Genomic DNA, 13,738 nt, shown 5'->3' with positions numbered 1-13,738 from the left:
TTTTCCCGTCGTTTCTGCGTCGAAAAACCGTCAGACCCCCCTTTTCCAGGGCCTATTCACCCCTGTTGTGTCGACATGTCACTACAGCGTGTTGCCGACATGTGACATTCTTCCGGTGACGCGTTTGCCGCAGCCCCGCCGCCGGTATTCAGGTGGAGGCTGCGTTCCTTCGACGGGAGCGTTCCGCCGCGACCGTCCGCGACCCAAAGGGGGTGGCATGTCCGCAGACCAGGGCAGCTCGAAGGTGCTCACGCTCACGAAGAGCGAATCCGCGCCAGACGTGCTTCACAGTGTCGTTGTCGAGGTTCCGGCCATCCCGGCCGCGGAAGCCCCGGCCTTCCCCCCGACCCCGGAAGTGATCGACACCCGCACTCTGTCCCGCTCCCTGTTCCTGCGGCTCGCCGCACTCGACGAGAACAGCCCCGAGCGCGGCTATGTGCGGGACACCCTCATCGAACTCAACCTTCCGCTGGTGCGTTACGCGGCCGCCCGGTTCCGGTCGCGCAACGAGCCGATGGAGGACATCGTCCAGGTCGGCACGATCGGCCTGATCAAGGCGATCGACCGCTTCGACTGCGAACGGGGCGTGGAATTCCCGACGTTCGCGATGCCGACGGTCGTGGGTGAGATCAAGCGCTTCTTCCGGGACACCTCGTGGTCGGTGCGCGTGCCGCGCCGGCTCCAGGAGCTGCGGCTCGCGCTGACCAAGGCCAGCGACGAGCTCTCCCAGAAGCTGGACCGCTCGCCGACCGTCGCCGAACTCGCCGTGGTGCTGGGCGTGTCCGAGGAGGACGTGGTCGACGGCCTGGCGGTGGGCAACGCCTACACGGCGTCGTCCCTCGACTCCCCGGCCCCCGAGGACGACGGCGGCGAGGGATCCCTCGCGGACCGCCTCGGCTACGAGGACACGGCACTGGAGGGCGTCGAGTACCGCGAGTCCCTGAAGCCCCTGCTCGCCAAACTCCCGCCCCGCGAGCGGCAGATCATCATGCTCCGCTTCTTCGCCAACATGACGCAGTCGCAGATCGGCGAGGAGGTCGGCATCTCACAGATGCACGTCTCCCGACTGCTCACGCGGACGCTGTCCCAGCTTCGGGAAGGCCTCATCTCCGACTGAGCCGGCGCCCCGAGCCCCCGAGCCCCCGAGTCCCCGAGAGGTTCTTCCGCGCGGGTTCATAATTGACGGATCGTCAGCCACACTGGCGCGATGCGTCGACGGGTGGGGCAGCAGTCGATACGTGGTCGCCGAGGGGCCCTTGGGGGCGCCTCGGCGGCTGTGGTCTGTCTGGGCGCGGTGACGTTGGTCGCCTGCGGCAGCGGTATCGGCATCGGTGGTGGTATCGGTGGTGGTATCGGTGGTGGCGAAGGCGACGGTGACGGGTACGTCGCCGTGCAGCGGCCCTCGTCCTCGGCGGAGGCCGTCGCGCCCACAGGAGACGTGGAGTTGGTGCCGCTGGAGAGCGGGTCCGCGGCCAAGGGGCCGGTGGACGGCCCGAGTTCGGCGGGTGCGGCGCCCGGCGGTAAGCGGTCGGGCGGCGGGGACCCGAGTGGCGCCCCGGCTGCCGGGGGCGGGGGCGCGAACGGGCGCGACGCCGGCCCTTCGGCGTCCGACTCATCGGCGTCCGGTTCGTCCGGGGCGGCGGCGCACGACAGCGGTCGTACGAGCCCGCCCTCGGCAGGGGACGGCGGTACGGGCGCCACCGGCGGCGCCGGCACGCCCGCCGGTCCCGCCGTGCTGGACGTCGGTGAGCCCGCGCGGGAGCCCGCCGACAAGCGGTGGTGCGAAAAGGTCACCGTCGGGTTCCACAACACCGGGGGCACCGCGGTGCGTTCGGGCACGGTGACCTTCGGGACGCACGTCATCGGCGCGCTCGGGATCGACTGGGCGACCGTCGAGTCGACCGAACGGCTGCCCGTGCCGATCACTCCGGGCAGCCGGACGGAGAAGACGTGGACGGTGTGCGTCGACGCCTGGCGCGTACCTCTCGGTATGCATGTGGAGACGCTGGACGTGTCCATCCGGTGGGAATAGGGCGCCCGGGGGCGCCCGCAACCGCCTGAGCAGCCGCTTGAGCGGCTGCTCGCAGCGGCTACATGAGTGCGAGCCAGGCGACCACGGCGACGATCGCGACGGCCACGACCACACCGACGATCAGCCCGACCTGGGGACCCCGGGTGGTGGCCGCCTGCTGCTGCTGACGGCTCTGCGGGTCGTCGACGAATGCTCGGAACATCTGGGTGCTACCCGCGGGGTCGTAGTTGCCCTCGGGGCCCTGGGTGTTTGCCATGCGCGTGACCCTATCGGGTGCGTTCGGTGGCCCCAAGTTTTGGGGCCGTCTATCTCTTGGGCACCGCCCAGGGGCTCCGCCCTCGGACCCCCGTATCGGCCTTGCGGCCTCGTCCTCAGACGCCGGACGGGCTGAATGGGGCGGCCGACTCAGGCATCGCGCGGGTCGAACGGCCAGCGACTGCCGACGGTCTGCGGCCAGCGGCCAGCGGCCAGCGGCCACGAAAAACCCGCCTGAGCTGCGAGTTTACGTTCGCCAATACTTGCCTTTGCCAAGGTTTTAGGCCGTAGGGTCCCATTTCGTTTGCCTGCAGCAACCAACAGTATTTATGGTTGCCTGAGGCAATAAACGAAACGTGAAGAGGGATGAAGGGGGTGCGATGGCCGCTCGACGGCAGTACGAGGAGCTGGCCCAGCAGCTGAGCGCCATCGGCGCCGTGAAGCGGGGGCTGGGCCGGATCCTCCCGCACGAGTGCCCGGCGGGTTCCGCCGCGGTGCTCACGCTGCTCGACCGGCACGGGGAGATGCGCATGAGCCGTCTCGCCGAGCTGATGGCCATCGACATGTCGGTGACCAGCCGGCATGTGGCGCACGTCGCCGAGCACGGCTGGATCGACCGGTCCCCCGACCCGGCCGACAAGCGCTCCCGCATCCTGCGGCTCACCCCCGCCGGACGCGACATGCTCGCCGATCTCTCCGAGCGCTACATGAACGCGCTTGCCCACTACCTGGCGGACTGGTCCGACGACGAGGTCGACCAGCTCAACACCCTGCTCGGCCGACTGCGCGCCAGCTTCGGCGACTGCCGGGCCCTGACGCCCGTACCGGCCTCCCCGGTCGTACCGGCCGGGCCCGCCGCGGCGCCCGCCGAGCGGACCACCCGTACACCCGTATGACGCAACACAAGAAAAGGAAGCCCATGGCAACGACCACACCAGCCGGTGTGCGGGGCTCACACGCCAAGCACGGAGGCGCCCCCGACGGCGCTCCGATGACGCACCGGCAGATCATGGAAGCCCTCTCCGGGCTCCTGCTCGGCATGTTCGTCGCGATCCTGTCGTCGACGATCGTCTCCAACGCCCTGCCCGAGATCATCGGTGACCTGGGCGGCGGCCAGTCCGCCTACACCTGGGTCGTCACCGCCGCCCTGCTGTCGATGACCGCGACCACACCCCTGTGGGGCAAGCTCGCGGACCTGTACAGCAAGAAGGCGCTCGTCCAGATAGCCCTCGTCGTCTACGTCCTGGGCTCGGCCGCCGCCGGTCTGTCGCAGAACGCGGGCATGCTGATCGCCTGCCGCGTGGTCCAGGGCATCGGCGTGGGCGGTCTGTCCGCCCTCGCGCAGATCGTCATGGCCGCGATGATCTCCCCGCGTGAGCGCGGCCGGTACTCCGGCTACCTCGGAGCCACGTTCGCCGTCGCGACCGTAGGCGGCCCGCTGCTCGGCGGTGTCATCACCGACACCAGCTGGCTCGGCTGGCGCTGGTGCTTCTACGTCGGTGTGCCCTTCGCGATCATCGCGCTGATCGTCCTCCAGAAGACCCTGCACCTGCCCGTCGTGAAGCGGGACGTGAAGGTCGACTGGGCCGGCGCGTTCTTCATCTCCGCCGCGGTCTCGCTGCTGCTCCTGTGGGTCACCTTCGCGGGCGACAAGTACGAGTGGGTGTCGTGGCAGACGTACGCGATGGTCGGCGGTTCGATCGCGCTCGGACTGCTCTTCGTGTTCATCGAGTCGAAGGCCAAGGAACCGATCATCCCGCTGCGGCTCTTCCGCAACCGGACCATCGCGCTCTCCTCCCTCGCCTCGCTCTTCGTCGGTGTCGCGATGTTCTCCGGCACCGTCTTCTTCAGCCAGTACTTCCAGCTGGCCCGGGACGAGTCGCCCACCATGTCCGGTGTGCTGACGATCCCGATGATCGGCGGCCTGTTCGTCTCCTCCACGGTCTCCGGCCAGATCATCACCAAGACCGGCAAGTGGAAGGCGTGGCTGGTCGGCGGCGGTGTGCTCATCACGGCGGGCCTCGGTCTGCTGGGCACCATCCGCTACGACACGGACTACTGGAAGACCGCGATCTTCATGGCCCTGCTGGGTCTCGGCATCGGCATGATGATGCAGAACCTGGTGCTCTCCACGCAGAACCAGGTGGCGCCCCAGGACCTCGGCGCGGCCAGCTCCACGGTGACCTTCTTCCGTTCCCTCGGCGGCGCGATGGGCGTCTCGGCGCTCGGCGCGGTGATGGCCAACCGCATCACCGACTACGTCAAGGACGGCCTCACCGGCATCGACCCCAAGTACGCCGCCGCGGCGAGCCATTCGACCGGCAGCATCCCGGACATGGACTCCCTGCCCGCGCCGCTGCGCACGGTCATGGAGAGCGCGTACGGGCACGGCATCGCGGACGTCTTCCTGATCGCCGCCGCCATGGCCCTGCTCGCCTTCGTCGTCACGCTGTTCATCAAGGAGGTCCCGCTGCGTACGTCGGGCGGGCTGGCGCAGGCCGCCGAGGCCGCCCAGGCGGACGGAACGGCCGCCGTCGCCGCGACCGTCCCGGCGGCGGACTCCCCCACGGCGAACTCCCCCGCGGCGGCCGGCTCGGCCGACGTCTTCCCGAACGGGAGCGACGAGCGCGTACCGAGCTGGGCGGTCGCCGACACCGGCAACGGTGCGGGCCCTGAGCAGGGTCCCGCGGGCACCCAGCGGCTCTCGGCCGTCGCCACCCTGGCGGCCGGTACCGACGCCGCCGTGAGTGCGGGTTCCGGCTCCGGCTCCGGTTCCGGCGGGGTGCCGGTCCACGGGTTCGTACGCGGCGCCGAGAGCGCGCCCGTGCCCCGGGCAGCCGTCACGCTGATCTCCCTCGCGGGCCGTCAGCTGGGCCGCTCGGTCGCCCAGGCCGACGGTGGATACGCGGTGGACGCGCCCGGCACGGGTTCGTACGTGCTGATCGCCTCCGCGGACGGGTTCCAGCCGCAGGCCTCGACGGTCGTCGTGAACGGTGAGCCGCTCGCGTACGACATCCTGCTGAGCGGCACGAGCGGGCTCGCCGGTGCGGTGAAGGCCGCCGGGACCGGGCAGCCGGTCGTCGGCGCGATGGTCATCGTGACCGATGTGCGCGGTGACGTGCTGGCCACCGGGACCACCGGTGAGCAGGGCGAGTTCACCTTCGCCGAGCTGGTGCCCGGTGCGGTGACCGTCGCGGTGAACGCCGCCGGACACCGGCCCCGCGCCCTGCCCGTCGAGGTCGGCGGCACCGGCGTCACCCGGGTCGAGGTCGAACTGACCGCCGGGGCGCAGCTCCAGGGCGTGGTGCACGCACCCGCCGGCCCCCTGGGCGACGCCCGGGTCACGCTCGTCGACGCGGCGGGCAACGTGGTCGGCACCGCCACCACCGGGACGGACGGGGCGTACGCCTTCGCCGACCTGGACAGCGGCGAGTACACCGTCATCGCGACCGGCTACCCGCCGGTGGCCACGGCCCTGACCGTGAGCGGCGGCGGCGTGGACGGCCACGACATCCGGCTCGCCCACCCCGGCGAGTAGTCGCAGGACCGCCTGAAGAACAACCTGAAGAACAAGAAGAACAAGTAGCTGAAGAACCAGCAGGTCGAAGACCCCGGCCCGTGGGGCGCGTTCCGAGCGGAGGCGTGCTCCGCGGGCCGGTTTTCATGAGATGAGGTTGTGTGCAATGGGACTGACCGCGCGGATCCGTACGCGGGACGGCTGGGCCGTGTCGCACGCGGTCGTCACCGTGACCGACATGACGGGCGCCCAGGTGGTGCGTGCCGAGGCCGACGAGGAGGGCGCCGTGCGGGACGCGGTCGTCCTCGTGCCCGGCGCGTACACGGTGATCGTCACGGCCGTCGGGTACGCGCCCGTCGCGTCGAGCGCCATCGTCACGGCGAGCGGCCGGGCCGAGATCGGCACCGTGACCCTCGCCCGGCAGGGTGGCACCGAGCTGCCGCCGCCCGGCCCGTGGACGGTGGACCCGGCCCACTCCTCCGTGGGCGCCGTCGCCCAGCACCTGGGGATCTCCAGCGTGCACGGCCGGTTCACGCAGTTCGCCGGGTCGATCGAGATCGCCCCGGACGAGGTCGCCAAGTCCCGGGTGGAGGCGGTGATCCGGGCCGACTCGATCGACACGGGCAACGCCATGCGCGACGGGCACCTGAAGTCGCCGGACTTCCTGGACGTGGAGCGCCACCCGGAGATCACGTTCGTCTCGACGGGCCTGACCCCGGCCACCGGCAGCGACCGCTGGACGGTCCACGGCGACCTGACCCTGCACGGGGTCGTACGCCCGGTCGACCTGGACCTCGCCTACCTCGGCACCGGCGCCGACCCCTGGGGCGGCACGCGGGCGGCCTTCCGTGCCACCACGGAACTGCGCCGCGAGGACTTCGCGATGAACTACAACCAGGTCGTCCAGGCGGGCATCGCGGCGATCGGCACCACGCTCAAGGTGGAGCTGGACATCCAGGCGGTGCAGGGGGAGACGCTCCCGCAGGTATAGCCCGCGGGTACGGACAAAGACCTGTGCGTAGGCACGGCAGGGTCAGCCTGGGTGGGCGGTTGTACATCTAGGCTGCCCCCATGGCACCGAACATCGCTACGAACACCTCCGTATCGTCGGCCGAGCTGCTCGACTTCGTACGTCCCCGTCATCGCGCCATCCTGCTGACCCGCAGGGCCGACGGGAGCCCGCAGGGGTCGCCCCTGACCTGCGGGGTCGACGACTCGGGCCGCATCGTCGTCTCCACCTACCCGGAGCGCGCCAAGACCCGCAACGCCAAGCGCGACGAGCGGGTCAGCCTGATCGTCCTGAGCGACGAGTGGAACGGCCCCTGGGTCCAGATCGACGGCACGGCCGAGGTGATCGACTCCCCCGACTCGGTGGAACCCCTGGTCGAGTACTTCCGCAACATCTCGGGCGAACACCCGGACTGGGACGAGTACCGCCAGGCAATGCTCAAGCAGGGCAAGTCGATCATCCGCATCACCCCGGAAAAATGGGGCCCGGTGGCAACGGGCGGCTTCCCGGCCCGCCTGGCATAGCCCCAGCCCGGCCACCCCAGGGGCGCGGGGAACGGCGCAATCTTTGACCTTCACCCCCCAGGGCCGCGGGGAACGGCGCAGCCTTTTGCTTTTAGGGGCGCGGGGAACGGCGCAGTCTTCGCATCTCAGGGGCGCGGGGAACGGCGCAGTCTCTTCGTCTTGAGGGGGCGCGGGCAACAAACCCGCACCCCTACCCCTCACCCCCGCGGAGCACAACCGTCTCGATCCCCGCGATCACCAGATCCAACGCGAACCCGAAGTCCCGTTCATACATCTCCCCCACCGTGCTCCCCCCGCGCGCCCGCATCAGCTCCTTGGACTCCTCCAGCACGTCGTCCAGTTCAGGAGCCCCCCGCAGAGTGCTCAGCGCCTGCTGGAAGTACGCGTCAGGGCTCATCCCCGCCTCCGCGGACCGCGCGGTGAAGTGCCCCTCGATCGTGCCGAACCCGTACACGAACTGGAGGACGGCCGAGATGGCCCCCGCCAGCCGGTGCGTGGGCAGCCCGGTCCTGCGGATCACCCGTTGCACGGTCCGCGAGAAGGCGACCGACCTGGGGCCGATGTTGAGGAACGTCCCGGTGAGCGGCGAGGCCCAGGGATGCCGTACGAGCAGCGCCCGGTAGCCGGAGGCGAGCGCGCGGAGCTGATCCCGCCAGTCCTCGTCCGCCTCCGGGTCGGGCAGTTCCAGTTCGCCGTAGATCGCGTCGAGCGCCAGCTCAAGAAGGTCGTCCTTGGTGTCCACGTACCAGTAGACGGACATCGCGGTCACATTCAGCTCGGCGGCCAGCCGTCGCATGGAGAACTTGGCCAGCCCGTCCGCGTCGAGCAGCCGTACCGTCGCCCCGGTGATCCGCTCACGGTCGAGTGACGCCGGCTGGCCGCCCCGGGCGCCACCGCCTCGCGGGGCCTTGCCCTCCAACCACACGCTGGTCCGTGCCGGGCGCTCGGCCCGGTCGACTGCCCTCACCATGGCGCACCTTCCTCGACACTTCCGTACCGGGACGCCTCGGACCATCGAGGTCCGCCCCGGCCCTGCTACCCACCGGGCGGCCTCACATCGGGACCGCCACCGCGGAGTCTGCCCTCTCGGCCCGCCGAAGCAACGCGGCGGCCAGCAGTCCGCCGAGGAGCACGGCGAGCGCGCCCACCAGCTGGCTGGTCTCCAGGCCGGACGCGAACCCGTCCGTGATCCGCGCGCGTTCGTCCGTCGAGTCCGCCGTGGCGAGCGTCGCCGGGAGCGAGGCCGCGGCGAACGGGATCAGCGCGGCGAAGCGGGCGTTGAGGACCGCGCCGAGGACGGCGACGCCGAGGCCGTTGCCGAACTCGGCCAGCGTGCCGTTGATGCCCGCGCCCACGCCCGCCTTCTCCGGCGGGATCGCGCTCATGATGGCGTGCGCCATGGCGGGGTTGGCTATCGCGCAGCCCGCGCCGATGAGCAGCAGGCCGAGCAGCGTACCGGCGTAACCGTTCGACGCGAGGGTCGCGATCGACACCAGGCCGCCGGACATCAGCACCATGCCGAGGGCGATGGAGACGGGTGTGCCGAGCTTCGCGGTGAACTTCGCCGACAGTCCGGTGAAGTTGAGGGCCACCACGGTCAGGGCGAGCGGCGCGGTCCGCAGACCTGCCTCCAGGGGCCCGTATCCGAGGACGAACTGGAGGTGCTGGGTCAGCAGGAAGAGCGCGCCGCCCATGCCGAAGGTGATCAGTACGGCACCGGCGACGGCCCCGGTGAAGCGCCGGTCCCGGAAGAAGTGCAGGTCGAGCATCGGGTACGGGATCCGGCTCTCCCAGTAGGCGAAGAAGGCCAGGACGGCGAGTGCCAGGGCGGCGGTGCCGAGGACGCGGGCGGAGGTCCAGCCGTGTTCCGGGCCGGAGATGATCGCGTACACGAGGGCGGTCATGCCGATCGTGGAGAGCAGGGCGCCGAGGAGGTCGGGGCGGTCGCCGCGCTCCGGGGGTCCGGGGGTTGCTCCCCGGAAAAATACAGCCTTGGACTCCGGTACGAGGCTGATCACGGCGGTGAGGGCCAGCGCCACCACGGGCAGGTTGATGAGGAAGATCGCGCCCCACCAGTAGTGGTCGAGCATGAACCCGCCGAGCAGGGGTCCCGTCGCGAAGCCGAGGGCGTTGACGGCGCTCCAGATGCCGATGGCCTTCGGCTGCTCGTCGGGCGCGAAGATCTGCATCGCGACGGCGAGCGTCGTGGTGAGCAGCAGCGCGCCGCCGACGCCCATGCCCGCGCGGGCGGCGATCAACTGCCCGGTGGTGTCGGCGAGTCCGGCGACCAGCGAGCCGATGCCGAAGAGCACGAGACCGGCGACCAGCATCTTTTTACGGCCGTAACCGTCGGCCGCGCTGCCCGCGCTGAGCAGCAGTCCCGACTGCACCAGCGAGTACGCGTTGATCATCCACTGGATGTCGGAGGTGCCGGCGCCCAGTTCCTCGGTGAGGGTGGGGATCGCGACGTTCAGCACGGTGTTGTCGAGCAGCACGGTGAGCTGGGCGAGGCAGATGACACCGAGGATCAGCCACCGCTGGGGGTGGCCTTGGAAAGTGGGCATGCCATACACCGTAGAACAGTCCCTATACGGCGTACAACAACAGAAAAGATGGCCCGGGCGCTCGTTCGCCCGGGCCACCGCCTTTGGTGAAGTACGTCAGCTGCTCGTGGCCTGCGTCAGGTCGTAGAAGGTGGACGAACCCACCGTCACCTCCTTGAAGTTCTTCTGCACCCACTCGCTGATCTGGGTCCCGGTGCCGGAGCTGTCGCTGCCGCCACCGCCGCCCATCGAGCCGGACGAGATGAAGTAGTGGATCTTCCCGTCCGCCACGTACTTCTTGAACTGGGCCAGCGTCGGCGACGGGTCGCTGCCGTTGAAGCCGCCGATCGCCATCACCGGGTCGCCGGTGGAGAGCTGGTAGCTCGCCGCGTTCTGCGCGCCGATGGCCGCCGCCACCCAGGTGTAGTCCCCGGAGTTCTTCTCCAGGAGCGCCTTGGCCTCGGAGCTGACGGTCGCGCCGTTGAGCAGACCGCCCATACCGCCACCGCCTCCGCCGCCCATGCCGCCACCGTCACCGGTACCGCCGGCGGTACCGCCTCCCGGCTGGGTCCGGCCGTTCTGACCGTTCTGGCCGTTCTGCCCCGTCTGGCCATTGCCGTTCTGCTGGCCGCCACCGGGGAAGCCGCCGGTCGGAGGCTGGCCCATGCCGCCGCCCTGCTGGTTCTGACCGGTACCGGTACCGCCCTGCTGGTTCTGGCCCGGCATACCGCCACCGCCGCCACCGGGACCGCCGCCCATGCCACCGCCGCCGGGGCCGCCGCGACCGCCGGAGACCGAGGGCCCCGCCGTGACGATCGAGCCGCTGTGGCCTTCGTTCAGCGTGGTCAGCGTGTACGCCGTCGGGCCCGCGAGAGCCGCGACGAAGCTGAGCCCGACCACCGCGAGGGACAGCCTGCGTCCCAGCCGCGCGATGAAGATCAGGCCGAGTGCCGCGACCAGCCCGCCGACCAGGACCAGCCACTTGAGCCAGGGCAGGTAGTCGGAGGAGCGGTTCAGGAGGACGTAACCCCAGACCGCGGTGGCCGTGGCGGTGGCCGCCATGGTGAGCGAGATCCACATCCGGCCGCGCTCTTCCCACAGCACGCTCGCGCCCATACCGACCACGGCGGCGACGTACGGGGCGAGGGCCACGGTGTAGTACTCGTGGAAGATGCCCTGCATGAAGCTGAAGACCACCATGGTGATCAGCAGCGAGCCGCCCCAGGCGAGGAACGCGGCGCGGGCCATGTCGGTCCGCTTCGTCTTCCAGGTCAGCGCGATCCCGGCGGCGAGCACGATCAGCGCGGCCGGGATCAGCCAGGAGATCTGACCGCCGATGGACGAGCTGAACATCCGGTCCCAGCCGGTCTCGCCCCAGCCGCCGCCTCCTCCGCCGCCCCCGACACTGCCGGTCTCCTCGCCGTTGATGCGGCCGAGTCCGTTGTAGCCGAAGGTGAGTTCGAGGAACGAGTTGTTCTGCGAGCCGCCGATGTACGGTCGGGAGGACGCCGGCCACAGCTCGACCAGGGCCACCCACCAGCCGCCCGCGACGATCATCGCCAGGCCGGAGAGCAGCACCTGACCGATGCGCCTGCGCACGGTCGTGGGCGCGAGGACCGCATAGATGATCGCGAGGGGCGGCAGGATCAGGAAGGCCTGGAGGGTCTTCACCAGGAAGGCGAGACCGACGGCGGCACCCGCCCACACCAGCCACTTCGTCTCGGCCTTCTCCATGGCGCGCAGGACGCAGTGGACCGTGACGGCCATCAGGAGGGCGAGGGCCGCGTCCGGGTTGTTGAAGCGGAACATCAGCGCGGCGACGGGCGTGAGCGCGAACACCGCCATGGTGAGGAAGCCGGCCGCGGGGGTGAACCGGCGGCGCACGGCCCCGTACAGCACTCCGGCCGTGGCGACGGCCATGAGGACCTGCGGGAACAGGATCGCGAAGGAGTTCAGGCCGAACAGCCGCACCGACAGGGCCATCGGCCACAGGGAGGCCGGGGGCTTGTCGACGGTGATGGCATTGGCCGAGTCGAGCGAGCCGAAGAAGAAGGCCTTCCAGGACTGGCTGCCGGCCTGGGCCGCCGCCGAGTAGAAGGAGTTGGCGTACCCGGAGGCCGTGAGGTTCCAGGTGTAGAGCGCGCCGATCAGCAGCAGCGCGCCGAGGAACGCGGGGCGCACCCAGCGGTTGTCCTCGGGCCGCCCGCGCCACAGGCGGCGCGCGAAGGGCTGCTTGGGACTGCCGTCCTCGGGAGCGGCGGGCGGCGCGGTCGGCTCCGCCGGAGTGACCGGTTCCTGTACCGCCGTCGATGCGGGTGGCCTCCGACCGGGGTCGGCGGCCCCCGTATCCGGCTGCTCGTGCTGAGTCGTCGTCATCGCGGGTCCCTCGGATCGTGATCGTTCGGGCGCACCGGCTGCAGCTGCATCGTCGGGTCCCCCCAGGTCTGGTGGTCGTGCGGAGCGTCGGCCGCGCCGTACAGGGACTGCGTGCCGTACGGGGACCGCGGCGCCGTCGCGTAGACGGGGGACGCGGGTCCGGTCGGCACGGTCGGCGGCGCGGTCGGCATGGCGGGCGTGTGGGAGGCGACGACGGTCGACGGTGACGTGTCGTGCCGGTCCGGGAACACCCAGGCCCGGAAGAGCAGGAAGCGCAGCACGGTCGCCGCGAGGTTGGCGACGACCAGCACCGCGAGTTCGGTGGCGTGCGCCGGCTCGGTCGTCGCCGCGTTCAGGGCGGCGAGCGAGCCGCTGGTGAGGGCGAGTCCGATGGCGAAGACGACCAGGCCCTGCGCCTGGTGGCGGACCGCGCCGCCCTTGCCCCGTACGCCGAAGGTCAGGCGCCGGTTGGCGGCGGTGTTGGCGACCGCCGAGACGAGCAGGGCGAGCGCGTTGGCGATCTGCGAACCCGAGAACGTACGGAAGCCGCTGTAGAGCACCAGGTAGAACAGCGTGGACAGGGCGCCCACGACGCAGAATCCGACGAGCTGGCGGGCCAGGCCCTTCGGTACGCCGCTGATCTCGCTCTCGCGCGGGTCGTCCCCGAACGGCCGGGCGAGGCGGTCGAGCGCCAGTGAGCCGGTGGCGAGGGCGCGTCCCACACGCCACACGCCCTTGAGGTCGTCGGTCGCGGTCTTCACGATGTGCACGGTCGAGTCCGGGTCGTCGACCCAGTCAACCGGCACCTCGTGGATGCGCAGCCCGGCCCGTTCGGCGAGGACCAGCATCTCGGTGTCGAAGAACCAGCCGGTGTCCTCGACGAGCGGCAGCAGCACCTGCGCGACATCGCGCCGGATCGCCTTGAAGCCGCACTGCGCGTCGGAGAACCGGGCCTGCAGCGACCCCCGCAGGATCAGGTTGTACGTACGGGAGATGAACTCCCGCTTGGCGCCCCGCACCACCCGCGAGCTACGGGCGAGCCGCGAGCCGATCGCGAGGTCCGAGTGACCGGAGATCAGCGGGGCGACCAGCGGGAGCAGCGCGTTCAGGTCGGTGGAGAGGTCGACGTCCATGTAGGCGAGGACCGGGGCGTCCGAGGCGGACCAGACGGTCCGCAGCGCCCGGCCGCGGCCCTTCTGCTCCAGCCGGAACGATCTGACCTCGGGGAGCTCCGCCGCCAGCCGCGCCGCCACCAGGGGAGTGGTGTCCGTGGACGCGTTGTCCGCGACGGTGATGCGGAACGCGTACGGGAAGGTGCGGGACAGGTGCTCGTGGAGTCTGAGCACACACGGCTGGAGGTCCTTCTCCTCGTTGTAGACGGGGATCACTACGTCCAGGACAGGCGTACCGGCATTTCCGGCCGGGAGGTGCTCCCGCGCCGGCAGGTTGCCGGGAGAAGGTTCGGTTCGCATGACAACGACT

General features: G+C 70.6%; 11 protein-coding genes. 6 read left to right on the top strand and 5 right to left on the bottom strand.

The genetic code is table 11. From position 1 onward, the window contains the following. The first annotated feature begins 217 nt into the window (after positions 1-217). Positions 218-1,117: an RNA polymerase sigma factor SigF gene (locus tag C6Y14_RS32780; protein WP_107020512.1), complete on the top strand. Its 900-nt coding sequence runs from the start codon at positions 218-220 to the stop codon at positions 1,115-1,117. Between the two features lie 90 nt (positions 1,118-1,207). Continuing rightward, a complete protein-coding gene (locus C6Y14_RS32775; RefSeq protein WP_107020511.1) occupies positions 1,208-2,032 on the top strand; it encodes a hypothetical protein in 825 nt (274 codons plus the stop codon). A 58-nt stretch (positions 2,033-2,090) separates the two neighbouring features. Here the strand turns inward: C6Y14_RS32775 and C6Y14_RS32770 are convergent, their stop codons facing one another. Further along, positions 2,091-2,288, bottom strand: a complete 198-nt coding sequence (locus tag C6Y14_RS32770) for a hypothetical protein (protein WP_107020510.1) — start codon at positions 2,286-2,288, stop codon at positions 2,091-2,093. A gap of 379 nt (positions 2,289-2,667) precedes the next feature. Here C6Y14_RS32770 and C6Y14_RS32765 point away from each other — a divergent pair, with 379 nt between their 5' ends. The 4 genes from C6Y14_RS32765 to C6Y14_RS32750 all read left to right on the top strand — a co-directional run bounded on the left by C6Y14_RS32765 (position 2,668) and on the right by C6Y14_RS32750 (position 7,337). Continuing rightward, positions 2,668-3,183, top strand: coding sequence for a MarR family winged helix-turn-helix transcriptional regulator (locus C6Y14_RS32765; protein ID WP_107020509.1), 516 nt, complete (start codon positions 2,668-2,670; stop codon positions 3,181-3,183). Positions 3,184-3,206: 23 nt separating this feature from the next. Beyond that, positions 3,207-5,825 carry an MFS transporter gene (locus C6Y14_RS32760; protein ID WP_107020508.1) on the top strand — a complete coding sequence of 873 codons (2,619 nt, stop codon included), beginning with the start codon at positions 3,207-3,209 and terminating at the stop codon, positions 5,823-5,825. 145 nt (positions 5,826-5,970) lie between these two features. Then, on the top strand, positions 5,971-6,795 hold the full coding sequence (locus C6Y14_RS32755; protein WP_107020507.1) for a YceI family protein: 825 nt from the start codon (positions 5,971-5,973) through the stop codon (positions 6,793-6,795). Between the two features lie 80 nt (positions 6,796-6,875). Continuing rightward, positions 6,876-7,337 (top strand): PPOX class F420-dependent oxidoreductase, encoded by a 462-nt coding sequence (locus C6Y14_RS32750; protein ID WP_107020506.1) that lies wholly within the window; start codon positions 6,876-6,878, stop codon positions 7,335-7,337. A gap of 190 nt (positions 7,338-7,527) precedes the next feature. Here the strand turns inward: C6Y14_RS32750 and C6Y14_RS32745 are convergent, their stop codons facing one another. The 4 genes from C6Y14_RS32745 to C6Y14_RS32730 all read right to left on the bottom strand — a co-directional run bounded on the left by C6Y14_RS32745 (position 7,528) and on the right by C6Y14_RS32730 (position 13,728). Then, positions 7,528-8,307 (bottom strand): TetR/AcrR family transcriptional regulator, encoded by a 780-nt coding sequence (locus C6Y14_RS32745; RefSeq protein ID WP_199854946.1) that lies wholly within the window; start codon positions 8,305-8,307, stop codon positions 7,528-7,530. A gap of 82 nt (positions 8,308-8,389) precedes the next feature. Next, complete coding sequence (locus C6Y14_RS32740) at positions 8,390-9,901, bottom strand: MFS transporter (protein ID WP_107020505.1); 1,512 nt, start codon at positions 9,899-9,901, stop codon at positions 8,390-8,392. 96 nt (positions 9,902-9,997) lie between these two features. Further along, positions 9,998-12,256 carry an ArnT family glycosyltransferase gene (locus C6Y14_RS32735; protein WP_107020504.1) on the bottom strand — a complete coding sequence of 753 codons (2,259 nt, stop codon included), beginning with the start codon at positions 12,254-12,256 and terminating at the stop codon, positions 9,998-10,000. After that, complete coding sequence (locus C6Y14_RS32730; RefSeq protein WP_107020503.1) at positions 12,253-13,728, bottom strand: bifunctional glycosyltransferase family 2/GtrA family protein; 1,476 nt, start codon at positions 13,726-13,728, stop codon at positions 12,253-12,255. The genes C6Y14_RS32735 and C6Y14_RS32730 overlap by 4 nt, the downstream gene beginning before the upstream one ends. Positions 13,729-13,738: the final 10 nt, after the last annotated feature.

The sequence above is a fragment of the Streptomyces dioscori genome (genome assembly GCF_003024195.1).
Classification (GTDB): domain Bacteria; phylum Actinomycetota; class Actinomycetes; order Streptomycetales; family Streptomycetaceae; genus Streptomyces; species Streptomyces dioscori.
This window is presented reverse-complemented; position numbering and strand designations above follow the sequence as displayed.